Here is a 25,732-nt window from a genome sequence, read left to right as displayed (position 1 = left end):
CCCAGTGAGACACGGGAACCCAGTGAGACACGGGAACCCAGCGAAACCACCGAACCGTCCGAGACCACCGAACCGTCCGGGACTGCCGAACCCACGAAGACGTCGACTCCTTCGACATCACGTGTCGTGGTTGCGCCTCCGCCCCCGATCCAGCTGCCGCCGGCGGGGGAACCGAAGGTCGTGCGCCCCGACTTCCCCGGCGACGACGGTTCCGGAGACGACTCGGGTTCCGACGCTGTTGCCGCCCCGGGCTCCGAGGGCCCTGCCGCACCCCCGGCGTCCGGGGGAGCGGCGGCCGGAGGTTCCGGTTCCGGCGCCGCCGCGGCAGCTCCGGGGGTCAGCGGTCCGGCGGGTTCCGCACCCGAGGATCGGCCTGCCGGGGAGACCCCGAGCAGCGACGGACCGTCGTCCGCCGCGGAGGCACCGGCCCAGGGCGATCCGGCCGCTGCGCCGCCGGGAATGGTTCCCGTGGTCCACAGCGAGCCGTTGCCTGCGATCACCGTTCTCGGTGGCGTCGGCGTGCTGCTGTGCTGCGCCGGCGGGGCGGGTGCGCTGACCTTCAAGGGTGCTCGCGCACAACAGGCGCGCATCGCGGCCGCGCGGGCGGAATTCTTCCCGTCCGCTTCGAGTGGAGGGATGTAGTCGTGGGGGCGAACAGATCTCATCGCCGGGTCGCGGCAGCCGTGGACGCCGTGTGTGACGCGGCGGCCCGTGCCGAAGCAGTGTCACTCCGGCACGTGGTGGACGCGGTGGCCCGCGAACGGCAGCGTCCCATCGAACTCGATTTCACGACGTCGATGGCGCCCGGTGTGTGCGGCCAGAGACGCGCGTACCCGGACCGGGACGTGATCGTGCTGGCGCCGGGCCTGCCGGACCTCGACCGCACGCTTGCGCATGAGCTGGGTCACATCGTGTTTCGGCACGAAGGAGCCGAGATCGTCGCCGCGACGCTCGAAGCCGGCGACGATCTGATCGCCTACATGCTCAGTCAGCGGTCGCGACGGCGGGAAGACGAGCAGCCGTCCGACGAAGTGGCCGAGTGGGAGGCCGAGACGTTCGCGTCGATGCTGCTCATCCGGTTGAACACGATGCGAGGGCGCGGGACTCCCGTGTCCGTGCTCCGCTACGACGAGGCGATCGGCTGATGGGCTGGCTGGTTGCTCTCGTCGTCTGGACTGCCGCGGGTGCCCGGATCGGCCGGGTCGCCGCGCGTCAGCCGACGCCGCTGCGCGTGGCGATGGTGGTGGCGGTGTCCAGCGCGGCCCTCGCCTCCACGTTGGCCGTTCCGGACGTCGCCGGGCGTCTCGACACGGTGGCCCCGGCTGTCGGGCTGTCGGAGATCGTCCTCGAACTGGCGTGGACGCTGTTCGCCGCCGCGAGCGCGGTCGGCGCGATCTCCGTGTGGCCGATACTCCCGCGTCCTGCGCTGCGCGCTGTCGCCGTGGTCGTCTACACCGTGGCCGTCGTGCTCGGAATCGGGCTTGCCGGTGGGTATCCCGTTCCGGCGCTGGTGTTCATCGTGATCGCGCTGGCCGCGGTGGTCGTGACCGGGGTCCGGCACGTCGCATGGACACCGCTCGGCCGCGGAATCTCACTGATCGTCGTCGGATCGGCGATCGTCCTGGCGGCGGCTGTCGTAGGACTGGTGCGTGAGGTGCCGGGGGAGACATGGGCCGTCGGCTCCTCGTCGGCATACACCGTCGCGGCCGTGGTCGTGTCGGTCGGCACCGTCTGGGTGCTCGTCGAGACGTGGCTGCGCGCACGGCAGGACCTGCGCCGCATGAACACTGTGCATTCGGTGCTCGTAGCACGGTTCCCCGAGGTGGTCGAGGGCGACGGCAAGGGGAGCACAACCGTTCTCCGCGCCTCCGACGCGGTTGCGCACATCATGGATGCGCTGTACCTGCAGGCGGGCGCGGGCATGCTCGACACGGACGAACAGGATCTTCCGGAATCGACCGCCGAACGCGCGGGGATTCTCGCCCGCTGGATCGACGACCCGGTCGCCTCGGACGTCCTCGACACCGAGTGGATCGCGCCGCCCCAGGGCATGTCGCCGCGCCGATGGGTGCTGGATCTCGCCGACGCGTACGAGGACTTCCGCAAGACCAGTCCCGCCCCGGCGAGGGCGGACACCCTCGAATCGGCGACGGAGTAGCCCGGGTACTACTGCAGGTACCCCTCGACCTCGGCTTCGGGGCGCACCGTGGCGTCGTCGGGATCCTCGCCGGCGTGGAGGCGGGCGCGTCTGCGCCGCAGGAGGTCCCAACACTGATCGAGCGAGGTTTCCAGCGCCCGCAGCCGGGCCTGTTCTTCCTGCGGTGCCAGGCCCTCCTCCTGCAACTGTGTCCGCAGTTCGTGCTCCTGCTCGACGAGGGCTTGAATTCGATCGGCGATCTCGTGGTCGTCCATGCCTGTTCCTCAGCTCGTGACAGTGATCATTTCGGAGAGTCGGTGACCAGCCACCCACAGGGCGAGGCGAGGTCTTCGGCCTCCGGCGGTCCCATGGATCCTGCGGGGTACGGCTTGGCCGGGGGAGGGTCACGCAGCAGCGCGTCGGCGACGGTCCAGACGTGCGCCAAGCCGTCGGGGCGCGTGAACAGAGACCGGTCGCCGTGCAGGACGTCGAGGATGAGACGCGAATACGGTGCGAGGGCGTGGGCGAGCGGCACAGTGTCGAGGGGCAGGCCCAGGTGCCCCACCGACAAGCTGTCGTCGGGCCCGGGTTCCTTGACGACCATGGAGATGTCGATCTCGCCGTCCCCGGACAGATCGAACGTCAGGACGGCGCCGTCCGGCGGAATGTCCGTGAGCGGGCCGCGCGGACTTCGGAAGACCAGGCTGACCCGTTGCCGGCTGACGCCCAGCATCTTTCCGGTCCGGAGGAGGAACGGCACCCCACGCCAGCGGTCCGTGTCGACCCACAGCCGCGCGGCGACGAATGTCTCCGTCGTCGAATCGTCCGCCACACCGTCGACGTCGCGGTATCCCTCGTACTGACCGAGCACCACGTCGGCGGTGTCGAGGGGACGGAACGCCCCGATCACGGATTCACGGGCAGATTGGAGGTCGTCGGCACCCAACGTCTCCGGCGGCTCCATCGCGATCTCGGCGGCGACCTGGAACAGGTGGGTCACCAGCATGTCCAGGACGGCACCGGTGGCGTCGTAGAACCGGGCGCGGTCGTCGATGTCGAGTGTCTCGGGCACGTCGATCTGTACCTGCTCGACGTGTTCCCGGTTCCAGACGCCCTCGATCAGCCCGTTGGCGAAGCGCAGGATGTGCAGATTCTGGGTGCTCTCCTTGCCGAGGAAATGATCGATCCGATAAATCTGCTTCTCGTCGAGGACGTGGTGCACGGCTTCGTCGAGTTCGGTGAACGCCTCCTGGGACGTCCCGAACGGCTTCTCGTACACGACGCGTGCGCCACGGGCCAGGTCGTGAGCGCCGAGCGCGCGGGTGGTCTCGGCGAACGTGCTGGGTGGCAGGGCCAGGTAGTGCACCAACTGCGCGTCCGCCGCGCCGAGGTCGTCCCGCGCCTGCCGCACGGCCGCGGGGAGCGTTCCCGGGTTGTCCGGGGTGAAGCCGCCGCCGGCGAATCTCAGCCGCCGGGCGAACGCCTCCCAGTCGGTGTCGTCGTGCGCCACTCCGAACTGGTTGACGACGTCGCGCACGTGGTCGCGGAACTGATCGTCGGAGACGTTGCCCCGACCGGTGCCGATCAGCATCCACTCGGAGTTCAGGAGCCCCGACCGGGCGAGCTGGAAGAACGCGGGGAGGACCATACGTTTGGACAGGTCCCCGGTGGCACCGAAGAGGACGAAGATCGTGGGACCGAGCTGCGGTCTGTCAACCATTGCTCCATCATGCGCCACGTGAGCACACCGGGCAGGGCATTCCGGCGGTGTCGTCGGGTGCGCCCGGTGAGTCCTACCCGGTCGTCGGGTGCGGACCGCGGCAAACTCGTTGCCGCCCAACGGCTCCGGTGATCAGCGGGACGCGTCCGGGGGGACCTCCGGCAACCCCTCGCTGGCGCGAAGTTTCTCGGCCATCGTGGTGAGCAGGCTCTGCGACTCTTCGGAGAGGTCGAACGCGCGGCTGGAGAGCTTGCGAAGTCCGTATCCCTGCAGTTGAGAGAGAAGCTCGAGATCGTGGTCGATCTTTGCGGCGTAGATGTCGTTGAAGAAGTAGTCGGGCTTCACCTTGAAGAAGCGAGCGAATGCCGCGACCGTCTCGTCGGAGGGGTTGGTGCGTTGTCCCGATCGGAGCTGGGAGATGTAGGGCTTCGAGATCTGATGTCCGTCTGCGATGAGTGCCGCCGCGACCTCAGCGTTGGTATGCGGTTTGCGTCCCGGAGGGTGGACCGTGTCGAAGAGCTTGTTCAACCGCGCAGCAAAATCTGCCATTGTGAGCCGCCGGGTCCTCTCTTGTGCGGGCGTCAGTCATGTGAACGACACCGTACCACGATGATAACCGATTGATAACTCACGGACATAGGGGCAAAACGTCGTCGGCCGGCGCCGGACTTATCTCATATATGTTTCAACGATCGACTGCTCCCCGCTCGCGGATCGCCGACATTTCGGACGCCCTCTGTGCTCGTCACGCGCGTTCTACCGTTGAAAGCTCAAGAGAGGCGCCGGTGCGGGGTAAGCCATGGCTGCACCATCGGTCGCGGTCGCCGACGCGACTGCGTGGTTGCCCTTTCAATCACTGGGAGTTAGCTGGCAACGTCGCAGGGCTGTGCCCTGTGAGGCTGCGGTGCCTATATCCCCAGTTCAGGGCAATTGTGTTGCGTTGCGCATCGCAACGTCGAGAAGTCGCTCGCGGCCTGCGGGGCTTTGTGAACACTACTGTGAAGCAGTGGCATCCGCACGGGCTCCGGGCCGCCCGCCGCCGATCCGGCCCTCGGCCGACATGCGATCTTTGCGAGTCTCCCCGTTCAGTTGGACGATTGTCCAGCTCAGGCGGGGTTCCGCCGCTCGGGCGCACCCCCCGAGTCTGGTCAAATCTGAAGCCGTCGGGGATGATTGTGATATGGAACACAGAATGAGTGACGCCGAGCTTCGGAAGGCGATTCGAGTTCTGCGCGAGCGCGCCGACGACGCCCGGCATCGAGGAAACGACGACGACGCCAACGGAATCGAGAGGACGATTCGTACCTATCAGGAAGAAATGACCCAGCGGTTGTGAACTGTTACGAGCCGGCCCGATGAGGGGCCGGTTCGCGTTTCTTCTCGGGAAGGGGCACCGCTGCAGTTGCGTGCGCGCAATCAGATTGCGTGCGTAGACTTCCAGCCGACACAGATTGGTGACGACGGGGGCGCGCACGGCTATGGCGATCAAGACGCTGGACGGCAAGAAATGCCTGATCACGGGTGCAGGTAGCGGGATCGGGCAGGCGACCGCCCTGGCGGCCGCGGCGGAGGGCGCCGAACTCTTTCTCACCGATATCAACGAGGTCGGCCTGGCGCAGACGGTCGAACAAGTCGGCAGCCGCGGGGGCACCGTCAGTTTCTCGCGGGCGCTCGACGTGTCCGACTACGACACCGTCGCCGCCTTCGCCGCCGATGTCCACGATCAGTTCGGCAGCCTCGACGTCGTCATGAACGTCGCCGGTATCTCCGCATGGGGGACCGTCGAGAATCTCGAACACCGCCACTGGAAGTCCATGGTGGACGTCAATCTGATGGGTCCGATCCACATCATCGAGAGTTTCCTGCCCTCGATGGTGCGGGCGGGGCGCGGCGGTCACCTGGTCAACGTCTCTTCCGCTGCCGGACTGCTGGCACTCCCGTGGCATGCAGCCTACAGCGCAAGCAAATTCGGGCTTCGCGGAGTGTCCGAGGTTTTGCGGTTCGATCTCAAACGGCACGGCATCGGCGTGAGCCTCGTGGTTCCGGGTGCGGTCAAGACGCCGCTGGTGGGGACGGTCGAGATCGCCGGGGTCGATCGCGAGGACCCGCGCATTCAGAAGGCCGTCCACCGCTTCGAGAAGCGGGCCGTCACGCCCGAGAAGGTCGCGTCCTGCATCATCGCCGGTATCAAGAAGGACCGGTACCTGGTGTACACGTCGCCGGATATCCGGTTCGGCTACTGGTGGGCGCGCAAGTTCTCGCCGCCGTACGACTTCGTGATGCAGAGGGCCAACGACCAGTTCAGCAAGTTCCTGTAGGAGCTAGAAGTCTCCGCCCCGGGCGGGGGCGCTCGGGGCCAGCACCGTCCCATCGGTGAATCGGACGCCGTCGGTGCACCGGCACTCCACCTGCCCGCCGCCGAACTGCTCGGCGTGAAGTCGCGCGTACAACCCTTGTCGCGCAAGGAGTTCGGTGTGCGTGCCGCGCTCGATCAGCGCTCCCTCGTCGATCACGAAGATCACGTCGGCGTGCTGAATGGTGGACAGCCGGTGGGCGATCGCGAGGGTGGTGCGTCCCCGCATCACCTCACCGAGAGCTCGCTGGACGAGTCGCTCGGAGACCGTGTCGAGTGCGGACGTCGCCTCGTCGAGGATCAGAACGCGGGGGTTCTTCAGCAGCACCCGCGCGATCGCCAATCGCTGCTTCTCGCCACCGGACAGGCGGAATCCTCGTTCACCCACCAGGGTGTCGTATCCGTCGTCGAATCCGAGGACGCGGTCGTGAATGTTGGCGGCCGCCGCGGCGGCCTGCAGTTCGGCGTCGGTCGCGTCCGGTTTGGCATATCGAAGGTTGTCGGCGATCGAGGCGTGGAACAGATACGGGTCCTGGGTGACCATTCCGACCGCTTCGGCGAGCGAGCTCATGGTCAGGTCGCGCACATCGTGGCCGTCGACCCGGACGGCGCCACTGTCAACCTCGTACAGGCGCGGCACGAGATAACAGAGCGTGGTCTTGCCTGCGCCGGACGGTCCGACGAAGGCGGCGAGCTGACCCGGCTCGATCTCCAGCGACGTGCCCGCGACCGCCCAGCGCCTGCTGCGAGGTTCCGCCGGTTCGAATTCGGGCGTCGCCGCGGCCGGGAGCCGAGGCGCGACGGTCGCGACGCCGCGCATGCCGCCGCCCCCGCCGCCGCGACCCAGGCTGCGCAGTGCCACCGGGTCGGGATCGGCGGTGGCCAGCCGGACGGGCGCGGGATACGCGAAGTACACGTCGTCCAACTCCACCCGCCCGGGGGAGTCCGTGGGCAACTCGACGGCGTCCGGGCGGTTCACGATCGCGGGTTGCAGGTCGAGGTACTCGAAGATGCGGCGGAACAACGCCATCGACGTCTGGACGTCGAGGGTGACCCGCATCAGCGAGACCAACGGTTGCAGCAACCTGGCCTGCAGGGTCGAGAACGCGACGAGGGTGCCCGCCGACAGCGCCGCGGAACCGCCGCTGACGAGGTAGCCCGCCAGCAGGTAGACGAGAGCGGGAGTGATCGCCATGAACGAGCTGACGACGGCGAAGAAGCCCTGCCCCGTCATGGCCTGCCGCACCTGGAGTTCGGTCTGCCGGGCGTTCTCGGTTCGATACCGGTCGAGTTCGGTATCGGCCTGGTTGAACACTTTCGTCAGCAGCACACCCGAGACGCTCAGCGCTTCCTCGGTGATTGCGGTCATGTCCGACAACGACTCCTGCGTCTTGCGCGCCAGAACCCGTCGCCGGGCGCCGACCCGCCGCTGCAGATAGACGAAGCCGGGGAGCAGTGCAACCGCGAGAAGCGTCAGCTGCCACGACAGCAGCAGCATCGCGATGAGGGACGCCGTGACGGTGACAACATTCGACAGGATGCTCGACGCCGTGGACGTGAGGACCGACCGCACCCCACCGACGTCGTTGGCGAGACGCGATTGGATCGAGCCTGTCTTGGTGGACGTGAAGAACGCCAGTTCCATCTTCTCGAGGTGAGCGAACAGACGCTCCCGGAGATCCGCCATCGACAGGTTGCCGACCTTGGTGGTGAGGTAGCTCTGGCCGACGCCGATCAACGAACCCGCCAGCGTCACCACGATCATGGCCACGACCAGCCACAGCAGCAATGTCAGATGGACACCGCTGCCGTCGGTGGGAAACAGTGCGCGGTCGAATACAGCCTTCGTGAGGAACGGATTCACGATGCCGAGCAGTGAGGACACGACGATGGCGGCCGCGACGAGCACCAGCCACCCGCGGTAGGGACGGAGAAGAGCCCAGATGCGGGGGAGTAGCGAAGGCTCGGCGGGTGCTTCCGAGGCTTGCTGTGTGGATGTGGGACCGGTCGCGGGCATCTCCCCATCGTGCCCATCCGCCGCGGCCCTGGCGAGCCGATTCGACGCGGCCCGTCCCGCTGTTCCGGTCCGGTGGTTACGGTAGGTCCCCGTGCTCGGGGATGCCGAGTTCGTCTCGCACCGCGGCGAGGAAGTCTTCCTGGGCACTCATCCCGGCGTGGAAGTGGTCGGCGAACTGCTGCTGGCGGGTGGACAGGGCGTCCGCCGACACGACGTCATCCGTCGCGAAGTCGGTGCTCAGCCAGCCGACCGTCTCGGATCCGGCCAGATACTCGACCACCATTCGCCGTGCCGATTCCACGACCGGTTCGGATCCGATCAACTCCACCGCCGTGAACTTCGAGCCGAGCACGATGTTCTGTCGAGGTAGCGGGCGGAGGACATCGGCGATCATGGTCAGGAGGTCGGGTCCGTCGAAGCGGTCAAATGCCACCGAGACGGAACCCGACGTGATGCGCACCTCGTTGGCCGCGGTCAGGAGTTCCGAGTAGATCTGCTGCCGCTGCGTTCGCAGGAACTCGTTCGAGGATTGATTCACCGTCGCCTCCACCTGATTCGACGTGTTCAGCAAGGTGAACACCCCTCCGCACACCGAGCCGATCAGCGTGCCGACGACGGCCATCGAGGCCACGAGCAGGCTGAGTCGAAATTCGTGGCGCCGCACGTCCGTTCGCTCGGGAGGTTTGACGCCGTCACGCTCGCTCATCGTCCTGCTCCCTTCGCCGCACCACCGGTTTCCACCGACTCTCCCGCCTGGCCGGCGCCCCGTCGCGCGTAGTCGACTACTCGGGTCGTGACACCCCGCCGGGAGCGCTGAGCCGGGCCACCTGCGCCGCGAGGTACTGCTGCTCAGGCACGCTGGTGGTGCGGTTCGCCGCCGAGCGGTAATGCGTGAGGGCCGATTCGGTGTCGCCGGCCATATCGAACAGGTGAGCGCGGACGGCGTCGAGTCGATAGTGCCCGGCCAGGGTCACGTCGAGGGGCTCGAGCATCGTCAGCCCCGCGGCCGGTCCGTGCACCATCGCCGCGGCCACCGCGCGGTTCAGCGTCACCATCGGATTGTCCGACATGCGCTCGAGCAGACCGTACAGCGCGAGGATCTGTGCCCAGTCGGTGTCTTCGACCCGATCCGCGTCGTCGTGCACCGCCGCGATTCCGGCCTGCAGCTGGTAGGCCCCGATCGAACCGTGGGCGACGGCGTCCATCACCACCCGCTGACCCTCGACGATCAGTTCCCGGTTCCACAGCGTGCGGTCCTGCTCGGCCAGCGGGATCAGCTCGCCGTGCGGGCCGGTGCGGGCGGGGCGGCGGGCATCGGTCAGCAGCATCAACGCCAGCAGCCCACCCACCTCACCGTCGTCGGGCAGCATCGCGTGCACCGCCCGCGCGAGCCGGATCGCCTCGGCCGACAGTTCGGTGCGGTGCAGGTGATCGCCGATGCTGCTGGCGTATCCCTCGTTGAAGATCAGGTAGAGCACGTGCAGCACCGACCGCAGGCGTTCCGTCCACTCGTCACCCGTCGGCCGCCGGAACGGTATCCCCGAGGCCGTGATGCGTTGCTTTCCGCGACTGATCCGTTGTGCCATCGTCGCTTCCGGAACCAGGAACGCGTTGGCGATCTCGGCGGTGGTGAGCCCCCCGACCGCACGCAACGTCAACGCGATGGCCGAGGCCGGGGTGAGAGCAGGATGGCAGCACAGGAACAGCAGGAGCAGGGTGTCGTCCCGATCCGGCACGTCCGTCGACGGCGGCACCTGCCGGGCAACCACCTCCTCCCGCGTGCGGCGGGCGATCTCGCTGCGGATCTGATCGGTCATCTTGCGGGTGGCGGTCTGGATCAGCCAGCCCCGCGGATTGTCCGGCAACCCCTCCCGCGGCCAGTGCCGGGCCGCCGCGAGCAGCGCCTCCTGCACCGCGTCCTCGGACCCCTCGAAATCACCGGACCTCCGCACGAGCACACCGAGGACCTGCGGCGCGAGGTCGCGCAGCAGGCCCTCGATTGCGGCGCCGGTACTCACAGATCGGTGTCGGGCGCGCCCATCACCTGCCGAACCTCGATCGGCTGCTGGATCGGTGCGCCGTCCGGCCCCGGTGCCGCCGACGTCTGCGCGGCGATCTCCAGCGCCCGTGCCTCGGATTCCACGTCGATCATGCGGTATCCGGCGAGCAGTTCCTTCGATTCGGGGAACGGTCCGTCGGTCACCACCGGAGCGCCCTTGCCGTCGAAGGTGACACGCTTCGCGACGTCCGGTCCGGCGAGCCCCTGAGCGTCGACGAGTTCACCCTTCGCGACGAGTTCCGTATTGAGGTCGTGCTGGAACCGGATGTGCGCCTGCACGTCCTCCGGCTTCCATTCGGTCATCGGCACGTCGCACCCCGCGCCGCCCTCGTAGTGCTGCAGCAACATGAACTTCGGCATCTCTGTCTCCTCACCCGGTGTGGCGCCCATTCTGGCGCTTTCAGGAACAGGACGGAGCACATCCGGGGTTCTCGACATCCTTCGGGAACTTTCTTCGAGGAAATCGTTTCAGCGGTGCCCGGCGTGCAGACAGTCCTCGAACAGGGTGCGCACTTCGGCGACGTGCCGGTCGAGATCCGCGAGGTCCCAGCCGTCGGTCGGCACGGGTGCGAGGACGTCGACGTCGACTGTGCCGGGGTGCGCGACGAGCGAGTTCCGCCACATCAGTTCGCCCGCGTTGTGGATGACGATCGGCACGATCGGCACTCCCGCCTGCATCGCCAGGTGGAATCCGCCCTTCTTGAACTTGCCGAGGCGCGGAGTCGGCGAGCGGGTGCCCTCGGGGGCGATCGCGATGGAGATGCCGGACTGCAATTTGTCCACGGCCGGGCGGAGGGCAGCCCTCGCCTTCGTGCTGTCCGCCCTGTCGATGTACGCGACGTCGAGCAGCGCCCCCACGGGAATGAACCGGGGATCGCGCGCAGCCTCCTTCTTCGCGACGCCGGTGACGTCGCGACGGATGACGCTGCCGATCACCAGCATGTCGAGCGAACTCTGGTGATTGAACATGAAGACCGCCGGCCTGGCCGACCACGCGTTCTCCTTGCCCTTGATCCGCACGTTGATCCCACAGATCGCGAGCGCGAGATCCGGGCCGAAGCTGCCGACCAGGTTGGCGCCCGTCTGCCGGTTCTGGGTGAGCAGGCCGGCGGAGACGCCGAACGCGGCCGCCCCCATCAGCGCGCCGATCGCGGTGGTGGTGCGGGCGATGGACATCGGGTCGGCGCCGCTCTCCGGTGGTCGCAGATTCACCGACGGCCAGCCGTTCTGCCGCGCGGTCGCCGCGAGCTTGCTGTCGGGGTTCAGTGCCACGGGATGTCCTACCGACTTCAGCATCGGAACATCTTCTGCGCCGTTGGAGTACGCGAAGCTGTCACCCAGGTCCGCTCCGTGCTTGTCGGCGTACTCGCGCAGTGCCTCGGCCTTGGCCGGACCCCACAGCGGCGGCGATTCAAGTTTCCCGGTGAGCATCCCGTCCAGAACCGCGGGCCGGGTGCACAGCACGTCCTCGGCGTCGATGTCGAGGTCCGCGGCCACCGACAGTGCCTGATAGGGGGTGGCAGAGGTGGCCATCACCACCCGGTGACCGGCGTGCCGGTGCGCGGCGAGCAGTCCCCGGACCTCCGAGAAGATCATCCTGGCGATCTCCTGGCGGAACAGCCGCTGCCCCCACTCCTGCATCTCGTCCTCCATGCGCCCGGCCAGGCTCTGCACTCCGATGCGCATCAGGTTGCCGACATCGGCACCCCGGAAGCGGGTCTCCACCGCGGCGCCCGTGGTGCGCAGAAGCTCGGCCACGCTGATGTCGAAGCGACGCAGGCGGTCCCGGTAGACGACGCTCGCGGAGTACCCGCTGATCAAGGTGCCGTCCAGATCGAACGCGGCGAGGGTGCCCGCGCCGGGAACGGCGGCCGCGATGTCGTCGTGGAGACTGCGGAGATCGCTCATCTACTCACCTACCACCCATCTGGTCGAGATTTTCGTGCGCGATGGCCCGGATGCGCAGCACCTGATCGATCAGGGCCTGGAGTTCGGCCTCGAACTCGACCCGCCGGGCCGCCATGTTCTCGGCATTCGGTTCGACCAGGCCCCGGTTTCGTGCCAGCTTGAGCGCGGTCGTGAAGAGTTCGGCCGAAATCGACTCGCTGCTCCCGATCTGCTGCCGGAGGCGCTCCTGCTCGGCGAGCGCGAGGCACGACGTCATGAAGGCCTTCTCGTCGAACTTCCGGTCGACGGGAGTGCGCAGCAGCTGACCCGCGACCACGGCGTACGCCTCGAGGAACGGCTGCAGAACCCGGTGCGCCAGATGAATACGCATCCCGGACAACAGGTTCACCGCATGCTGCGGGTCACCCAGATTCGACTCCCACGCCGGGTCGATCAGATCCAGTTCGGCCCGCAGTTCCTTCCGGAAGCTGTCCTTCTCGCTGAAGAAGAACTCGAACTTGAGGAGATCGCGAATTCGCAGCGCCGCATCCCATCCGTCGTTCAGCGGATCGGTGAACTGCTGATCGACGGCCGCCCGCAGCACCATCTCCGCGATCGCCCGCATCACCAGGAAGTGAATCGTGTTGTTGCGGTAGAACGCTGCCACGAGATGCTGATCCCGGCCGAGGTAGAACACCCGTTCGCTGCCCTGATCGAAACTCCGCAGGACACCGGAATCGAGGTGGGTGCGCACGGCCTTGCGGATCACCTGTGGGTCGGTCAGGTCCACGTCGCCCGCGGTCGGCAACGAGCGCGCCGTGATGTAGTCCACGAGTGGTCCGAGGATGGCACCGACCTCGGCGACGGTGAGCGCCCGGTCCTCGATGCCGAGGAACGCGAGCATGACGAGCGAGGACGCCGTGACGGGCGTGACCTCGTTGATGCGGTGGCACACCTCGAATGCCGTCTTCTGCACCGCCAGCCGCAGGTCGTCCTCCTGGCCGAGGTAGTCCGCCAGCGACATCGGCCTGCCCACGTTGACGTGTGCGACGCCGTGCCGTTGACCCTGTGCCCGAACGTATCCGAAGAGCCAGCGCAGACTCTCCTTGCTCTTCGCCTGGCCGTGCGCCTCCGCCGCCATCGCCCCGACCTCGTACAGCTGGTCGTAGGTCAGCGACACCGGGACGAGATACACGTCGGACGTCCCGCTGCTCCGGAAGGCTTTCGCGAGGTAGTTGAGCAGACCGAACCGCGGCGGCCGCAGCTTCCCCGTGCGGCTGCGCCCACCCTCGATGTACCACTCGAGGTTGAACCGCTTGGTGAGCAGATAGCGCATGTACTCGCGGAGCGTCCACTTGTAGATCTCGTCGCCGTCGAACTTCCGGCGAATGAACACGGTGCCGCTGCGCTTGCCGATCGGTCCGATGGGCCAGAAGTTGATGTTCAGACCGCCCATCACGTGGTTGAGCGGAAGATCGTTCGCGAGCAGCGCCGGACGCAGTACCAGCGGGTCGAGGTACGAGCGGTGGCTGGGCAGGAACACCAGGGAATGTTCCTTGTTCAGCTCCCGCAGCTCGTCGAGCCGGGTGGTGTCGACGTCGAGGCGGTAGGCGCGGGAGAAGTAGCGGCCCAACTGGTCCCACAGCGCGATGGCACGCCTGCTCTGTGCGGCGACCATCTCGTCCAGTGCCCCACGGGCCCGCCGATCCACCTCGGCGACGGGGAGGTTCAACTTCGCGGACAGCTCCCGGGTGCCGTCGTGGTACCGGCTCGCGTCGGTGATTTCGTCGACGACGAACTTCGACACCTTGTACTGCGTGCCCAGCAGGGTCCGCTCGGCCCGCTCGAGGGTCAGCGCGGCCTGGCGGCGAATGAAATCCGGAAGCGACCCGCCGCCGTTCTCGGCGAGCCGGCGTTCGAGGTCGCTGAGCGGGGCCGGATCGCCTTCCAGGACCTGGCACCGGGCCGGGTCGTCGCGCATCACCCGGCGCTGCATGTTCTGGCCGGGGTGCAGCGGATCGCGCAGCGACAGCGTCTCCCGGAATCGCTGCGCGCCGTCCGGATGGGTCTCCTTCGGCAGCCAGACCACCCGGAGCGGGGTGAGCAGCGGATCATCCTTCCGGCGCACGAGATCGGCGAGGGCCTGGTCGGTGACGCGGACCGTCGGCGGCGGCTGACCGGAGTCGTTCGCCTGCCGCTCCAGCCACGTCCGGAGAACGTCGTCCTCCATGTCACTCATCGTCTCGATGAGATAGACCCGTGGCCGTGTCGTCTGCTCGTCCATCGCGTCAGCCTTTCCTTTCACCCGCGGCCCAGTTCGACGATCTCGTCGAGACTCTCCTGCAGGCACAACATGAACCGCGCCGGCTCGGTGACGGCGGCGGTGTCGAGATTGACGCCGATGCAACACGTGCCGACGTGGGAGACGAGGGTGGCCATGACCGCACAGCCGGGGGCCGGGCCGAACGGGAACATCCGCTCGATCCGGGCACCAGCCAGGTACACGGGCACCGGGACACCGGCGACGTTGCTGGCCTGCAGATCGAGACCCGTCGACTGCGAGAGGTACCAGTTCGCCAGCACCACCGTCGGAAGCCGGACCAGGAGTGGGGCGGCCGAATCCAGCAGTCCGAGTGCGGGTTCCTGGCGCAGCCCCAGGATGATCGCGCGCACCTTCTTGATCCGCGCGACAGGGTCGCGCTCACCGACAGGTCCGGCGAATCGGGCCGCGGCGAACCGGTTGCCGCCCGTCGGATCCGACGCCGAACGCATGCTCACCGGCATGCCCACCGGAATCGTCTCGAGGTCGTGGCCGAACGATTCGTGGTAGCGGCGGAAGCCGCCCAGGAGGGCCGCCACATACGCGTCGTTCAGCGACCCTCCCGCGACGTGAGCGGCGGAACGCAGTTCGTCGACACTCACCTCGAGCACCCCGAACCAGCGTCCGAGTCCACGGTCGCGCAGCAGGTCCGAACCCGTGGTCGGGGGAGGGGTCACCACCCGGCGGATCGAGTTCGCGTAACCGGCGACCTCTGTGACACTGCCCACCGGGTCGCCCACGACCGTCATCGCCGTCCGCACCGCGCCGCGGATCAGGCCGCCGAGACGGCCGGGGGCGCTGCGCACGTTGTCGAGCGCCTGCTCGAACAGTGCGCCGCCGCCCGACATCTGCTCCGGTAACGGCGCGGGCCGATCCGGTTTGTCCGGGGACGGTTCGGGGCGCCTGCTGTGCAGCAGCGTCATCAACTGGATGCCGCCGAGACCGTCCGTGATGCTGTGATGCGTCTTCACCACGTAGACGGCGCGGCCGTCGTCCAGTCCTTCGATGAGCATCGCGCTCCACGGCGGCCGGGCGCGGTCGAACGGCTCGGTCGCCATATGCCTGCACATCCGGAGCGCGTGGTCGAACGTCGCCGGCTCCGGCAGTCGCACCCGCGACAGGTGATAGTCGAGATCGAACTCGGGGTCGACCGACCACATCGGGTTGCCCAGCCGCAACGTCGGCTCCACCACCCGCATCCGGATACGCGGCACCATGTGCGACGCCCATTCGTGGGCGCGCACCAGCCGGTCCCAGTCCGGCGGTTTGTCGAGCACGTCGACCGCGACGATCGGTGAGCGCAGCTTCGGCTGCACCTCCTCCATCCGCCACATCCCGGTCTCGAAGTCGGACATCGTGCGGTCCGCTCCCCAGGCGACGTCGGAGAAATCCACGTCGACGGCACTCGGCGGTATCAGAGGTTCGCCGTCGGCCATGCCCACCCTCATTCGGTTGCTCGAGTTGCCCTCAGCTGCTGCTTTTCCAGTGTGGACCCGCCCCGCAGATCGCGTCCCTGGTTCCGTCGGATTACGCACCGGACTTTCTGTCTAAGGTGAGGACGTGCCGACTCTCCACCACGCGACGCTCGACAGGATCGACCCGGCCACGCTCTACCGGATCATGGTCCTGCGGACCGACGTGTTCGTCTTCGAGCAGGGCATCGTGTCGGAACCCGAACTCGACGGGCGCGACCTCGAACCGACCACCACCCAGTTCTGGGCGGAGGAGGACGGCGAGGTTCTCGCGACACTGCGTGTGCTGGCCGACGAACCGACACTGCATCTCGGACGCGTCGCCACCGCCGCCCACGCCCGCGGACGGGGACTCGCGGGCCGGCTGCTCGAAGCCGTGTTCGAGGCGTTCCCGGGACCCATCGAGATCTCCGCCCAGGCCTACCTCGAAAACTGGTACGACCGTTACGGTTTTCGCAGAACCGGCGAGAACTACCTCGAAGCCGGCATCGACCACCTGCCGATGAGGCGCTCCGCGCCCGTGCGTGGCTGACGAGTCTCCGGACTCCTTCACCGCCCACGGAGTTGTCGTAGGCTGCCGTCATGGCGAAAAGCTTCGAATACTCCGAACAGATCGCGTACCCGATCGACCGGGTGCACGCGACGGTGACGGATCGGGCGTTCTGGCAGCACCGGTTCGAAGAGGCGCCGGAGAAACTCACCCTCGACGACAGTCGCGGCCCCGGCACCCTGACGGCGACGATGCGCGACACCATCGGCGCGTCCTCCCTCCCCGGGCTGGTCCGTAAGGTCGTCTCGGGTGAACTGAAGGTCGAGCGTGCCGACGAATGGGGCGCCCTCGACGGCGACCGCGCCGACGGCCGGATCAGTGGCAGCTCCACCGGGATCCCGGTGAAGATCGAGTGCACGTCGGTGCTCCGCGCGTCGGGCGACGTCACCGTCCTGGACGTCGCCGGATCGGTGCAGGTCAAGATTCCGCTCGTCGGCGGACAGATCGAATCCCTCGTCAGGAAGCTGGTCGGCGACATGGTCGGGCAGGACCGCGACGCGATCGAGAAGTGGCTCGGCGACAGCTGACGCTCACGCCCCGGACGCCGGACCGTCGAGTTCGACGTCCAGCGTGCGGGCACCCGGCCCCGCCGTTCCCAGCCGGTCGTGGGTGTTGACGATCGCACAACTCCCGAGCGACAGGCACCCGCAGCCGATGCAGCCGGTCAGGTTGTCGCGGAGCCGGATCAGCTGCTCGATCCGCTGATCCAGATCCGCATGCCACCGCGTCGAGAGCTTCTCCCAGTCCTTCCGGTTCGGCGTGCGGCCCTCAGGAAGGGTCGCGAGGGCGTCCCGGATCTCGGCCAGCGGAATCCCGACCCGCTGGGCGATGCGGATGAACGCGACCCGGCGCAGCGTGTCCCTGCGATAGCGACGCTGATTGCCGGACGTCCGCCTGCTGGTGATCAGTCCCTCGCGCTCGTAGAAGTGCAACGCCGACACCGCCACGCCACTGCGCTCCGACAGCTGCCCCGGCGTCAGTTCCTTGGCTCTCCACTCGGGCATCTCCACGACAGGCAACCTTTCACGCGGCTACCTGAACAATACTCGAGGTCACTCGCGGCGGAGATGTCCGTGCAGGTGGTGCGTGAGCGGAGTCAGGTCGTGCGCCATCCACAGGTCGTACGTCAGGTCGCCGCCGCGCACCGACAACTGTCGCCGGATGCTGTGCACCGATTTCGCGTCCGGCGACGCGCACAGCGCCACCATCGACAACTCGATGGTCCCCTCCCGGATCTGACCACGGTGGATCTCCGTGAATCCGGTCGGCTGGGCCACGAGCAGTTCCGCCTCGTCCTCGGCGACGAGCCGCAGAAACCCGGACTCCGAGTGCAACGGCCGCCCGCTGCCCGCCTCCCGCGTCCGAGACCGATACGCCAGGAACGGTTTACCGGTGGGGGCGAATTCGATCTCCTCGGTGTACGCGAAGTCGTCGATCGTCGGGTACGCGCCCTCGCCCTCGCCGCGCCACAAACCGGCGAACGGCGCCAGGGCGAGGGGAACGGACGAAAGTGGCGGCGGGTTCGCAGACGAACTCGCCGCCGCATCCGAGTGCGCCGGCGAGAGAGTCGAGTTCTCGTCCATGAGATACCTCCGCCGTTTCACGGTACTCGCCTGCGGCGCCGAGGGACACGGTCGGCGCCGGAGTGTTTGAGCGTGCCTGCCGGGGCCGCCGGCATTACCGTCTAGACATGAACGCGTCCGGTTCTGCACCGCTGGGGGCCAACTCCGAAGTCGGGCAGCTGCGTGCCGTCCTCCTGCACCGGCCCGGGGACGAACTGAAGCGGCTCACGCCCCGCAACAACGACCAACTGCTCTTCGACGGACTGCCCTGGGTCGACCGCGCGCAGGAAGAGCACGACGCGTTCGCGGACCTCCTGCGCAGCCGCGGCGTCGAGGTCCTGCTGCTGTCCGACCTGCTCACCGAGACACTCGGCGCCAGCGGCGCCGCCCGAATACAGGGCATCGGCGCGGCCGTCGACCCACGCAAACTCGGGCACACCCTGGCGCAGGAACTGGCCGCACACCTCCGCGGTGTCCCGGCCTCCGACCTCTCCACCATCCTCACTGCGGGCATGACCTTCGACGAACTCCCCGTCGCCGCCAACACGGCGTCGCTGGTCCGTCGCATGCACCACGGCGGCGACTTCGTCATCGACCCGCTGCCCAACCTGCTGTTCACCCGCGACTCGTCGTTCTGGATCGGGCCCCGCGTCGCGATCACGTCTCTCGCCCTGCCCGCCCGGGTCCGCGAAACATCCCTCACCGACATCATCTACGCCCACCACCCGCGTTTCCGCGGCGCCCGGCGCGCCTACGAATCCCACACCGCCCCCGTCGAAGGCGGTGACGTCCTGCTCCTCGCCCCGGGAGTCGTCGCCGTCGGGGTGGGGGAACGCACCACACCGGCAGGCGCCGAGGCGTTGGCGCGCAGCGTCTTCGAGGACGAACTGGCGCACACCGTGCTGGTGGTGCCCATCGCGCAGGCCAGGGCGTCGATGCACCTCGACACCGTCTGCACGATGGTCGACCACGACGCCGTCGTGATGTACCCGATCATTCAGGACACGCTGTCGGCGTTCACCATTCACCGCGAGGACAACGGCGTGTCGATCCGCGGAGCCGATCCGTTCCTCACCGCCGCCGCCGAGGCCATGGGCATCGGCAAGCTGCGCGTCATCGACACCGGACTCGACAACGTCACTGCCGAACGCGAGCAGTGGGACGACGGAAACAACACGCTCGCACTCGCACCCGGCGTCGTCGTCGCATACGAACGGAACGTCGAGACCAACGCCCGGCTCGAGGCGTCGGGGATCGAGGTACTGCGGATCGCCGGTTCCGAACTCGGCTCCGGCCGCGGCGGGCCCCGCTGCATGTCCTGTCCGGTGGCCCGCGACCCGCTGTAGGCGGCGCCGCCGCCCGTGCGCCTTTCTGGTAGTCGGAGCAACCAGAAAGGCGCACGAGCCCGAAGGGCCTAAAGGACCTCGCGGACCTTCTCGGCCGGGCGGGCGAGGACAGTGCCCTTGTTCGTCACGACGATCGGTCGCTCGATGAGGATGGGGTTGTCCACCATCGCTTCCAGCAGTTCGTCCTCGGACGCCTCGGCGAGCCCGAGTTCCTTGAAGACGGCCTCCTTCTTACGGATCGCCTCGCTCGGCTTCAGGCCGGCGTCGTCGAGAAGTTTGCGCAACCCGTCCCGTGAGGGCGGGGTCTCGAGGTACTTCACGACGGTCGGCTCGATGCCCGCGTCCCGGATCAGTCCGAGGACGGTGCGGGACGTGTTGCATCGCTGGTTGTGGTAGATGGTCGCGGTGTTCGCCATACCCGACATTCTGCACCGGGGAACAAACGCGCCCGCAGGGAGCGCTGAACCTGGGGTAGTAACTCGTGAATAGTCGACGAAAGAGGGAGATCGATCATGGCCGAGCACAGGGACGCGACTCCGCGGCGCATCGTCATCGCGGGTGGACACGGGAAGATCGCCCGTCACCTCATCAAGATTCTCACCGCGCGCGGTGACCGTGCGGTCGCGCTGATCCGCAACCCCGATCACGAGCACGAGGTGGCGGCGCTCGGCGCCGAACCGGTGGTGATCGATCTGGAGACGGCGAGCGCGGACGACGTGGCGAAGACGCTCGTCGGCGCGGACGCCGCGGTGTTCGCCGCAGGCGCCGGCCCAGGCAGCGGCATCGCCCGCAAGGACACCGTCGACCGTGGGGCCGCGGTCCTCCTCGCCGACGCCGCAGAGAAGGCGGGAACGCGGCGATTCGTTCAGGTCGGTTCGTTCGGGGCGGGGGAGCCGATCCCCGAGGGCACCGACGACGTGTTCGCCGCCTACCTCGTCGCGAAGACGGCCGCCGAGGAAGACCTGCGCGCCCGCACCCACCTCGACTGGACGATTCTCCGTCCGGGCGGTCTGCTGGACGACGACCCGACGGGTCATGTCACGCTCACCGCGCCTCCCCTCGAACGCGGCACCGTCACGCGCGCCGACGTCGCCGCAGTGGTCGCGGCGCTCCTGGATCACCCGGACACTGCGAAGAAGACGCTCATGCTGACGTCCGGCCCCACGTCGATCGAGGAGGCCGTCGCCGCGGTGTAAGCATTGCGGCGCCGCAACCGCGCAACTACGGTCTGATACAACGCGTGGAACAACGGAGGTGGCGCCGGCCGTGGACATCGACATCGATCCGGATTCGTCGACCGCCCCGTTCGACCAGTTGCGATTGCAGATCATCGAGCAGGTGCGCAGTGGGCAGCTGATCGCGGGAACGAAGATCCCCACGGTCCGCGCGCTCGCCGTCGAGGTGGGTCTCGCACCGAACACGGTCGCCAAGGCGTACCGGGAACTCGGCGAGCAGGGCGTCATCGAAACCCGGGGCAAGCAGGGCACGTTCATCGCGAGCGGCGGTGACCCCATCCGCGCCGGCGCCGAGAAGGCCGCAACAGGGTATGTGCTGGAACTGCGGAAGCTGGGGGTGTCCGACGAGGAGATCCTCGGCTTCGTGCAGTCCGCTCTCCGCGGCGCCGAATGAGGACGGCGCCGCATCCAGAAGGTGTGACCCCAGAAAGGTAGACGCTCGGTATGGCTTCCGCACTCTTCCGTGACCTCGCACTACTGATCGCCCGGATCGGACTCGGCGTCGTCTTCGTCGCGCACGGCTGGCAGAAGTTCTTCGACTACGGAGTGAAGGCCACACAGGCGTCGTTCGCCGACATGGGCATCCCGCTTCCCGACATTTCGGCTGTTGCGGCCGCCACTATCGAACTCGCGGGTGGATTTGCTCTCATCGTGGGTGTGGCCACACCGATCGCCGGAATCCTGCTGTTTCTGAACATGCTCGGAGCGCTGATTCTGGTGCACGCGGACAAGGGCGTCTTCGTCGCGAACGGCGGGTACGAACTCGTCGTCGCACTCGGCGTCGGGTCGCTACTTCTGGCTGTGATCGGTGCCGGACGCCTCAGCATCGACGGGCTTCTCGGACGAGGCTCGGGATGGGGAAAAACCGCAGCGTAACGATACCGTGGGCTGGGTCTCGATTCGGTGTGACGCGGTGGGCTAGCTTGCTTTTACCATCGAAAATGACCAACGTAGTTGTTCATGGCAATGAATACTGATCTGCCTGATCAAGGTTCCGAGACCGCTGACGCGAGCGTCGGCGGAGGGCTCAAACGGGTCGGTGTTCGCACCGATCACGTCGTGTTCTCCGCCGCTGCCGCCGCGGTCTCGGCAATCGTCGTCTGGGGGCTCGTGGCCCCCGACAATCTCGACTCCACGACCGGTAAGGCACTCGACTGGCTCGTCACCGACATGGGCTGGTTGTTCGTCCTGTCGGCGTCCGGGTTCGTCCTCTTCTCACTGTGGCTCGCGTTCAGCAAGTTCGGTCACATTCCGCTTGGCAAGGACGGCGAGAAGCCCGAGTTCCGGACCGTCAGCTGGATCGCGATGATGTTCAGCGCCGGCATGGGCATCGGACTGATGTTCTTCGGCGTCGCCGAACCGCTCGCGCACTACGTGACACCCCCTCCGGGTTCTAACGGTGGCATCGGAACTGCGATGGCCACCACCATGTTCCACTGGAGCCTGCACCCCTGGGCGATGTACGCGGTTGTCGGACTGTCGATCGCGTACGGCTCGTACCGCAAGGGTCGCAAGCAGCTGTTCAGCTCCGCATTCATCCCGCTGCTCGGCCGCCGCGCCGAGGGGCCGATCGGCAAGTTCATCGACGTCCTCGCGATCTTTGCGACGCTGTTCGGTACCGCCGCTTCGCTGGGCCTCGGCGCACTGCAGATCGGTTCCGGCTTCCAGGTCGTCGGGTGGATGTCGCAGGTCAGCACGTTCCTGCTGGTCGCCATCGTCGCCCTGCTGACCCTCGCGTTCGTGGCGTCCGCCGTATCGGGTGTCGCCAAGGGAATCCAGTGGCTCTCCAACACCAACATGGTGCTCGCTATCATCCTGGCCCTGTTCGTGTTCGTCGTGGGACCGACGGTCCTGATCCTCAACCTGCTGCCCACGACGATCGGCGCCTACGCCGCGCAACTCGCGCAGATGTCGGCCCGCACCGGCGCGTCGTCCGATCCCGCGACCGGCGAATGGTTGTCCTCGTGGACCATCTTCTACTGGGCGTGGTGGATCTCCTGGACCCCCTTCGTCGGCATGTTCCTGGCACGCATCAGCCGCGGCCGGACCATCCGCCAGTTCGTGGTCGGCGTGATCGTGGTGCCGAGCGCCGTGAGCCTCGTGTGGTTCGCGATCTTCGGTGGTGCCGGAATCAGCGAGCAGCGTGACGGAATCGACCTCGCCGGACAGGACACCCAGGAGGGGCAGCTGTTCGGCATGCTCAACCACCTGCCGCTCACCGGCATCACCACCGTCCTGGTGATGATCCTCGTGGCGATCTTCTTCGTCTCCGGCGCCGACGCCGCGTCGATGGTGATGGGCACCCTGTCGCAGCGCGGTTCGCTGGAACCGCAGCGCTGGGTGGTCGTGTTCTGGGGTGTGCTCACCGGTGGCGTGGCCGCGCTCATCCTGTGGACCGGCGGCGACACCGCGCTCGACGGACTGCAGACGATGACGATCATCGCTGCGGCGCCGTTCGTCATCGTGATGATCGGGTTGTGCTTCTCGCTCTACAAGGATCTGTCCCGCGACCAGATGATCGTCGACGGCCGGGAAATGCGAAGAGAGATGCGGAGAGTGGCGGCGAAACGCCGCCGCGACCGGATCTCGTCCCGCTAGAGAAACAGTCTGCGAGCCGCTCGGTGTCCCACGGGACCCGGGCGGCTCGACTCATTCCGGTGTCAGCGCCAACTGGGGAGCCACAGTTGGTGCTGCCACATGTCCGGGGTGATCGGGACGGCCGTGAGGATCGGCCACAACCAGATGAAGTTGGCCACCACGAGACCCACATAGAGGCAGACGGCGAGCAGGCCGGTGGTGCGCCGCTCGAACGACCCCTTCGCGCTTCCCAGGATGTCGCCCAGAACCAGCGCGAGACCCATCACCATGAACGGCGCCAGCGCCACCGCGTAGAAGTAGTACATCTGGCGGTCCAGGGTGGTCAGCCACGGCAGGAACGCAGCGCCGTAGGCGGTGAGGACGGTGGCGTAACGCCAGTCCTTCCGCACCACGGTCTGCCACAGGGCCCACGCGAGCATCGGCAGTGCCAGCCACCACATGGCGGGCGTCCCGATGAGCATGACGGCCTTGACACAACTCGACGCTCCGCAGCCGGTGACGTGATCACCTTCGGCGAAGTAGTACAGCATCGGGCGCAGACCCATCGGCCACGTCCACGGCTTCGACTCCCACGGGTGATGATTGCCCGCCGAATTGGTGAGGCCTTCGTGGAACTCGAGGACGTTGCCGCTGTAGTACCACAGCGAGCGGAGCGCGCCCGGCACGAACGACCAGGGGCCGCCCGTTCCGATCTCATTGCCCACGGCATGCCGGTCCACGCCGGTCTCGCTCGCGAACCACGCCCAGTAGCTGGCGAGATACACGAAGAGTGGCACCACGACGAGCGCGTACAGCGCCGGGCCCACGTCTCGGATGCCGGCACCGAACCACGGGCGCCCCACCCCGTAGGCGCGTCGGGCCGACACATCGAATGCGACGCTGAGCAGCCCGAAGAACACGATGAAGTAGACGCCCGACCATTTGGTGCCGCACGCCAGACCCAGCATGATCCCGGCACCGAACCGCCACCAGCGCACACCGAGTCGCGGACCCCAGTCGCTGTCGCCGATCCGGCCCTCGTCGTACACGCGGGCCATGCGCTCGCGGATCTGGTCGCGGTCCACGATCAGGCAGCCGAGAGCGGCGACGGCGAACAGTGCCAGGAAGATGTCGAGCATGCCGAGCCGGGAGGACACGAACGTGACGCCGTCCGCGACCAGCAGGACCCCGGCGAGGCCGCCGATGAGAGTGGATCGGGTGAGCCGGCGGACGATGCGGATCACCAGCAGGACCATGATCGTGCCTGCCACGGCGGAGGCGAAACGCCAGCCCCACCCGTTGTAGCCGAAGATCGCCTCGCCCATCGCGATCAGTTGTTTGCCGATCGGCGGATGCACCACCAGCCCGTAGCCGGGGTTGTCCTCGAGCCAGCCGCCGGTGAGCACCTGCCAGCCCTGCGGCGCGTAGTGCTTCTCGTCGAACACGGGAGTGCCCGCGTCCGTCGGGTAGCCGAGCATCGTGAACCGGGTGATCGCCGCGATCGCCGTGACGAACAGGGTGACCACCCAGCCGCGGGCGCGGTCGACGGGACCGAAGTCGGGGGGCGGCACGAGCGGCGCCGGTCCGACCATGGACGGCTGTCGTGCTGAGGGCGTCGGTCGCTCGTCCGTCAGCATCGTCACGCCGCAATCGTAGGCTGTGGGTCATGACTGGTCGCCTAGTGCTCGCCGCAACACCGATGGGGGACGTGGGTGACGCGTCGCCGAGGCTGCGTACGGCGCTCGAGACGGCCGACGTCGTCGCCGCCGAGGACACCCGCCGCACCAAAGCTCTCGCCTCCGCTCTCGACGTGACCATCACCGGCAAGGTCGTCAGCTTCTACGACCAGGTCGAGACGGCCCGGCTGCCCGCCCTCATCGCCGACGTCGCGTCCGGCAAGACCGTTCTCCTCGTCACCGACGCCGGCATGCCCTCCGTCAGCGACCCCGGGTACCGGCTGGTGTCGGCGTGCGTGGCCGAGGATCTGGCGGTGACGTGCCTGCCCGGACCGTCGGCGGTGACGACGGCGCTCGCGCTGTCCGGGCTACCCGTCGAACGGTTCTGTTTCGACGGCTTCCCGCCCCGGAAGCAGGGCCAGCGCAAGACGTGGTTGCAGGCACTGGTCACCGAGCAACGCGCCTGCGTGTTCTTCGAGGCGCCGCACCGGCTCGCCGACTGCCTGGCCGACGCGGTCGAGGTGCTCGGCGGAACCCGACGCGCCGCCGTCTGCCGGGAACTGACCAAGACGTACGAGGAGGTCCGCCGCGGCACCCTCGCCGAACTCGCCGAGTGGGCCGCCGAAGGTGTCCGCGGCGAGATCACAGTGGTGGTGGAGGGCGCCACCCTCGTCGCGGCCGACCCCGCCGACCTCGTCGACGAGGTGGAGCGACTCGTCGCCGACGGCACCCGGCTCAAGGACGCGTGCGCGCTCGTCGCCACCACCGGTGTGTCGAAGCGGGAACTCTACGAAACGGTGCTGGCATCCCGGAAGGACTAG

27 protein-coding genes are annotated in these 25,732 nt (G+C 67.6%); 13 read left to right on the top strand and 14 right to left on the bottom strand.

Annotation, left to right across the window (positions count from 1 at the left end):
- The first annotated feature begins 126 nt into the window (after positions 1 to 126).
- Genes ACFWAY_RS10315 through ACFWAY_RS10305 form a run of 3 tightly spaced genes read left to right on the top strand, consistent with a single transcriptional unit; the run spans position 127 to position 2,158 of the window.
- On the top strand, positions 127 to 642 hold the full coding sequence (locus ACFWAY_RS10315; protein ID WP_378510590.1) for a hypothetical protein: 516 nt from the start codon (positions 127 to 129) through the stop codon (positions 640 to 642).
- 2 nt (positions 643 to 644) lie between these two features.
- Entirely contained in the window at positions 645 to 1,145 is a 501-nt protein-coding gene (locus ACFWAY_RS10310) for an ImmA/IrrE family metallo-endopeptidase (RefSeq protein WP_378510589.1), read from the top strand.
- Positions 1,145 to 2,158: a hypothetical protein gene (locus tag ACFWAY_RS10305; protein WP_378510588.1), complete on the top strand. Its 1,014-nt coding sequence runs from the start codon at positions 1,145 to 1,147 to the stop codon at positions 2,156 to 2,158. Before ACFWAY_RS10310 ends, ACFWAY_RS10305 begins: the two co-directional genes overlap by 1 nt.
- Before the next feature lie 8 nt (positions 2,159 to 2,166).
- Here ACFWAY_RS10305 and ACFWAY_RS10300 read toward each other — a convergent pair whose 3' ends face one another.
- From ACFWAY_RS10300 to ACFWAY_RS10290, 3 genes are all read right to left on the bottom strand, one after another.
- Entirely contained in the window at positions 2,167 to 2,412 is a 246-nt protein-coding gene (locus ACFWAY_RS10300; RefSeq protein WP_378451372.1) for a DUF2630 family protein, read from the bottom strand.
- 26 nt (positions 2,413 to 2,438) lie between these two features.
- Positions 2,439 to 3,857 carry a glucose-6-phosphate dehydrogenase (NADP(+)) gene (locus ACFWAY_RS10295; RefSeq protein ID WP_378510587.1) on the bottom strand — a complete coding sequence of 473 codons (1,419 nt, stop codon included), beginning with the start codon at positions 3,855 to 3,857 and terminating at the stop codon, positions 2,439 to 2,441.
- Between the two features lie 132 nt (positions 3,858 to 3,989).
- Positions 3,990 to 4,406 (bottom strand): helix-turn-helix domain-containing protein, encoded by a 417-nt coding sequence (locus tag ACFWAY_RS10290; RefSeq protein WP_073360053.1) that lies wholly within the window; start codon positions 4,404 to 4,406, stop codon positions 3,990 to 3,992.
- 643 nt (positions 4,407 to 5,049) lie between these two features.
- On the opposite strand from ACFWAY_RS10290, the gene ACFWAY_RS10285 reads away from it, so the two are divergent.
- Together ACFWAY_RS10285 and ACFWAY_RS10280 are read left to right on the top strand one after the other, a co-directional pair.
- Positions 5,050 to 5,193, top strand: coding sequence for a hypothetical protein (locus ACFWAY_RS10285; protein WP_005561362.1), 144 nt, complete (start codon positions 5,050 to 5,052; stop codon positions 5,191 to 5,193).
- A gap of 142 nt (positions 5,194 to 5,335) precedes the next feature.
- On the top strand, positions 5,336 to 6,175 hold the full coding sequence (locus ACFWAY_RS10280) for an SDR family oxidoreductase (protein ID WP_378510586.1): 840 nt from the start codon (positions 5,336 to 5,338) through the stop codon (positions 6,173 to 6,175).
- A 3-nt stretch (positions 6,176 to 6,178) separates the two neighbouring features.
- Here ACFWAY_RS10280 and ACFWAY_RS10275 read toward each other — a convergent pair whose 3' ends face one another.
- From ACFWAY_RS10275 to ACFWAY_RS10245, 7 genes are all read right to left on the bottom strand, one after another.
- Positions 6,179 to 8,227 carry an ABC transporter ATP-binding protein gene (locus tag ACFWAY_RS10275; protein ID WP_378510585.1) on the bottom strand — a complete coding sequence of 683 codons (2,049 nt, stop codon included), beginning with the start codon at positions 8,225 to 8,227 and terminating at the stop codon, positions 6,179 to 6,181.
- Between the two features lie 76 nt (positions 8,228 to 8,303).
- Complete coding sequence (locus ACFWAY_RS10270) at positions 8,304 to 8,933, bottom strand: hypothetical protein (protein WP_378510584.1); 630 nt, start codon at positions 8,931 to 8,933, stop codon at positions 8,304 to 8,306.
- A 76-nt stretch (positions 8,934 to 9,009) separates the two neighbouring features.
- Positions 9,010 to 10,245, bottom strand: a complete 1,236-nt coding sequence (locus ACFWAY_RS10265; protein WP_378510583.1) for an RNA polymerase sigma factor — start codon at positions 10,243 to 10,245, stop codon at positions 9,010 to 9,012.
- Positions 10,242 to 10,646: a YciI family protein gene (locus ACFWAY_RS10260; RefSeq protein ID WP_378510582.1), complete on the bottom strand. Its 405-nt coding sequence runs from the start codon at positions 10,644 to 10,646 to the stop codon at positions 10,242 to 10,244. Before ACFWAY_RS10260 ends, ACFWAY_RS10265 begins: the two co-directional genes overlap by 4 nt.
- Before the next feature lie 108 nt (positions 10,647 to 10,754).
- On the bottom strand, positions 10,755 to 12,194 hold the full coding sequence (locus ACFWAY_RS10255) for an HAD-IB family hydrolase (protein WP_378510581.1): 1,440 nt from the start codon (positions 12,192 to 12,194) through the stop codon (positions 10,755 to 10,757).
- Positions 12,195 to 12,198: 4 nt separating this feature from the next.
- Positions 12,199 to 14,457, bottom strand: a complete 2,259-nt coding sequence (locus tag ACFWAY_RS10250; RefSeq protein WP_378510580.1) for a glycerol-3-phosphate 1-O-acyltransferase — start codon at positions 14,455 to 14,457, stop codon at positions 12,199 to 12,201.
- Between the two features lie 17 nt (positions 14,458 to 14,474).
- On the bottom strand, positions 14,475 to 15,929 hold the full coding sequence (locus tag ACFWAY_RS10245; RefSeq protein ID WP_378510579.1) for a wax ester/triacylglycerol synthase domain-containing protein: 1,455 nt from the start codon (positions 15,927 to 15,929) through the stop codon (positions 14,475 to 14,477).
- Between the two features lie 124 nt (positions 15,930 to 16,053).
- Between ACFWAY_RS10245 and ACFWAY_RS10240 the strand changes: the two genes are divergently transcribed.
- Together ACFWAY_RS10240 and ACFWAY_RS10235 are read left to right on the top strand one after the other, a co-directional pair.
- A complete protein-coding gene (locus ACFWAY_RS10240; RefSeq protein WP_378510578.1) occupies positions 16,054 to 16,497 on the top strand; it encodes a GNAT family N-acetyltransferase in 444 nt (147 codons plus the stop codon).
- A gap of 50 nt (positions 16,498 to 16,547) precedes the next feature.
- Positions 16,548 to 17,042, top strand: coding sequence for a DUF2505 domain-containing protein (locus ACFWAY_RS10235; protein ID WP_378451361.1), 495 nt, complete (start codon positions 16,548 to 16,550; stop codon positions 17,040 to 17,042).
- A 3-nt stretch (positions 17,043 to 17,045) separates the two neighbouring features.
- Here ACFWAY_RS10235 and soxR read toward each other — a convergent pair whose 3' ends face one another.
- Positions 17,046 to 17,525 carry a redox-sensitive transcriptional activator SoxR gene (gene soxR, locus ACFWAY_RS10230; protein ID WP_378451360.1) on the bottom strand — a complete coding sequence of 160 codons (480 nt, stop codon included), beginning with the start codon at positions 17,523 to 17,525 and terminating at the stop codon, positions 17,046 to 17,048.
- Between the two features lie 42 nt (positions 17,526 to 17,567).
- Complete coding sequence (locus tag ACFWAY_RS10225) at positions 17,568 to 18,098, bottom strand: FABP family protein (protein WP_378510577.1); 531 nt, start codon at positions 18,096 to 18,098, stop codon at positions 17,568 to 17,570.
- Between the two features lie 107 nt (positions 18,099 to 18,205).
- On the opposite strand from ACFWAY_RS10225, the gene arcA reads away from it, so the two are divergent.
- Positions 18,206 to 19,423 carry an arginine deiminase gene (gene arcA, locus ACFWAY_RS10220; protein WP_378510576.1) on the top strand — a complete coding sequence of 406 codons (1,218 nt, stop codon included), beginning with the start codon at positions 18,206 to 18,208 and terminating at the stop codon, positions 19,421 to 19,423.
- Between the two features lie 68 nt (positions 19,424 to 19,491).
- Here the strand turns inward: arcA and arsC are convergent, their stop codons facing one another.
- Positions 19,492 to 19,848, bottom strand: coding sequence for an arsenate reductase (glutaredoxin) (gene arsC, locus ACFWAY_RS10215; RefSeq protein WP_378510575.1), 357 nt, complete (start codon positions 19,846 to 19,848; stop codon positions 19,492 to 19,494).
- Between the two features lie 87 nt (positions 19,849 to 19,935).
- On the opposite strand from arsC, the gene ACFWAY_RS10210 reads away from it, so the two are divergent.
- From ACFWAY_RS10210 to ACFWAY_RS10195, 4 genes are all read left to right on the top strand, one after another.
- Positions 19,936 to 20,619: an NAD(P)H-binding protein gene (locus ACFWAY_RS10210; RefSeq protein WP_378451356.1), complete on the top strand. Its 684-nt coding sequence runs from the start codon at positions 19,936 to 19,938 to the stop codon at positions 20,617 to 20,619.
- 58 nt (positions 20,620 to 20,677) lie between these two features.
- On the top strand, positions 20,678 to 21,052 hold the full coding sequence (locus tag ACFWAY_RS10205) for a GntR family transcriptional regulator (protein WP_378510574.1): 375 nt from the start codon (positions 20,678 to 20,680) through the stop codon (positions 21,050 to 21,052).
- A gap of 50 nt (positions 21,053 to 21,102) precedes the next feature.
- A complete protein-coding gene (locus ACFWAY_RS10200) occupies positions 21,103 to 21,534 on the top strand; it encodes a DoxX family protein (protein WP_005563060.1) in 432 nt (143 codons plus the stop codon).
- A 90-nt stretch (positions 21,535 to 21,624) separates the two neighbouring features.
- The gene (locus ACFWAY_RS10195) at positions 21,625 to 23,256 is read left to right on the top strand and encodes a BCCT family transporter (protein ID WP_378510657.1); all 1,632 of its coding nucleotides are present in this window, start codon (positions 21,625 to 21,627) and stop codon (positions 23,254 to 23,256) included.
- 62 nt (positions 23,257 to 23,318) lie between these two features.
- Here ACFWAY_RS10195 and ACFWAY_RS10190 read toward each other — a convergent pair whose 3' ends face one another.
- Positions 23,319 to 24,827, bottom strand: a complete 1,509-nt coding sequence (locus tag ACFWAY_RS10190) for a dolichyl-phosphate-mannose--protein mannosyltransferase (RefSeq protein WP_378510656.1) — start codon at positions 24,825 to 24,827, stop codon at positions 23,319 to 23,321.
- A 74-nt stretch (positions 24,828 to 24,901) separates the two neighbouring features.
- Between ACFWAY_RS10190 and rsmI the strand changes: the two genes are divergently transcribed.
- Positions 24,902 to 25,732, top strand: a complete 831-nt coding sequence (rsmI, locus tag ACFWAY_RS10185) for a 16S rRNA (cytidine(1402)-2'-O)-methyltransferase (protein ID WP_378510573.1) — start codon at positions 24,902 to 24,904, stop codon at positions 25,730 to 25,732.

Origin of the sequence: Rhodococcus sp. NPDC059968 (assembly GCF_042738615.1) — a bacterium.
Classification (GTDB): domain Bacteria; phylum Actinomycetota; class Actinomycetes; order Mycobacteriales; family Mycobacteriaceae; genus Rhodococcus_F.
This window is presented reverse-complemented; position numbering and strand designations above follow the sequence as displayed.

Bases quoted from the DNA above. Each gene is read 5' to 3' on its own strand.
- ACFWAY_RS10305 (WP_378510588.1), top strand. From the start codon at position 1,145: ATGGGCTGGCTGGTTGCTCTCGTCGTCTGGACTGCCGCGGGTGCCCGG.
- ACFWAY_RS10300 (WP_378451372.1), bottom strand. From the start codon at position 2,412: ATGGACGACCACGAGATCGCCGATCGAATTCAAGCCCTCGTCGAGCAG.
- ACFWAY_RS10295 (WP_378510587.1), bottom strand. From the start codon at position 3,857: ATGGTTGACAGACCGCAGCTCGGTCCCACGATCTTCGTCCTCTTCGGT.
- ACFWAY_RS10290 (WP_073360053.1), bottom strand. From the start codon at position 4,406: ATGGCAGATTTTGCTGCGCGGTTGAACAAGCTCTTCGACACGGTCCAC.
- ACFWAY_RS10285 (WP_005561362.1), top strand. From the start codon at position 5,050: ATGAGTGACGCCGAGCTTCGGAAGGCGATTCGAGTTCTGCGCGAGCGC.
- ACFWAY_RS10280 (WP_378510586.1), top strand. From the start codon at position 5,336: ATGGCGATCAAGACGCTGGACGGCAAGAAATGCCTGATCACGGGTGCA.
- ACFWAY_RS10275 (WP_378510585.1), bottom strand. From the start codon at position 8,227: ATGCCCGCGACCGGTCCCACATCCACACAGCAAGCCTCGGAAGCACCC.
- ACFWAY_RS10270 (WP_378510584.1), bottom strand. From the start codon at position 8,933: ATGAGCGAGCGTGACGGCGTCAAACCTCCCGAGCGAACGGACGTGCGG.
- ACFWAY_RS10260 (WP_378510582.1), bottom strand. From the start codon at position 10,646: ATGCCGAAGTTCATGTTGCTGCAGCACTACGAGGGCGGCGCGGGGTGC.
- ACFWAY_RS10255 (WP_378510581.1), bottom strand. From the start codon at position 12,194: ATGAGCGATCTCCGCAGTCTCCACGACGACATCGCGGCCGCCGTTCCC.
- ACFWAY_RS10250 (WP_378510580.1), bottom strand. From the start codon at position 14,457: ATGGACGAGCAGACGACACGGCCACGGGTCTATCTCATCGAGACGATG.
- ACFWAY_RS10245 (WP_378510579.1), bottom strand. From the start codon at position 15,929: ATGGCCGACGGCGAACCTCTGATACCGCCGAGTGCCGTCGACGTGGAT.
- ACFWAY_RS10235 (WP_378451361.1), top strand. From the start codon at position 16,548: ATGGCGAAAAGCTTCGAATACTCCGAACAGATCGCGTACCCGATCGAC.
- ACFWAY_RS10225 (WP_378510577.1), bottom strand. From the start codon at position 18,098: ATGGACGAGAACTCGACTCTCTCGCCGGCGCACTCGGATGCGGCGGCG.
- arcA (WP_378510576.1), top strand. From the start codon at position 18,206: ATGAACGCGTCCGGTTCTGCACCGCTGGGGGCCAACTCCGAAGTCGGG.
- arsC (WP_378510575.1), bottom strand. From the start codon at position 19,848: ATGTCGGGTATGGCGAACACCGCGACCATCTACCACAACCAGCGATGC.
- ACFWAY_RS10210 (WP_378451356.1), top strand. From the start codon at position 19,936: ATGGCCGAGCACAGGGACGCGACTCCGCGGCGCATCGTCATCGCGGGT.
- ACFWAY_RS10200 (WP_005563060.1), top strand. From the start codon at position 21,103: ATGGCTTCCGCACTCTTCCGTGACCTCGCACTACTGATCGCCCGGATC.
- ACFWAY_RS10195 (WP_378510657.1), top strand. From the start codon at position 21,625: ATGAATACTGATCTGCCTGATCAAGGTTCCGAGACCGCTGACGCGAGC.
- ACFWAY_RS10190 (WP_378510656.1), bottom strand. From the start codon at position 24,827: ATGGTCGGACCGGCGCCGCTCGTGCCGCCCCCCGACTTCGGTCCCGTC.
- rsmI (WP_378510573.1), top strand. From the start codon at position 24,902: ATGACTGGTCGCCTAGTGCTCGCCGCAACACCGATGGGGGACGTGGGT.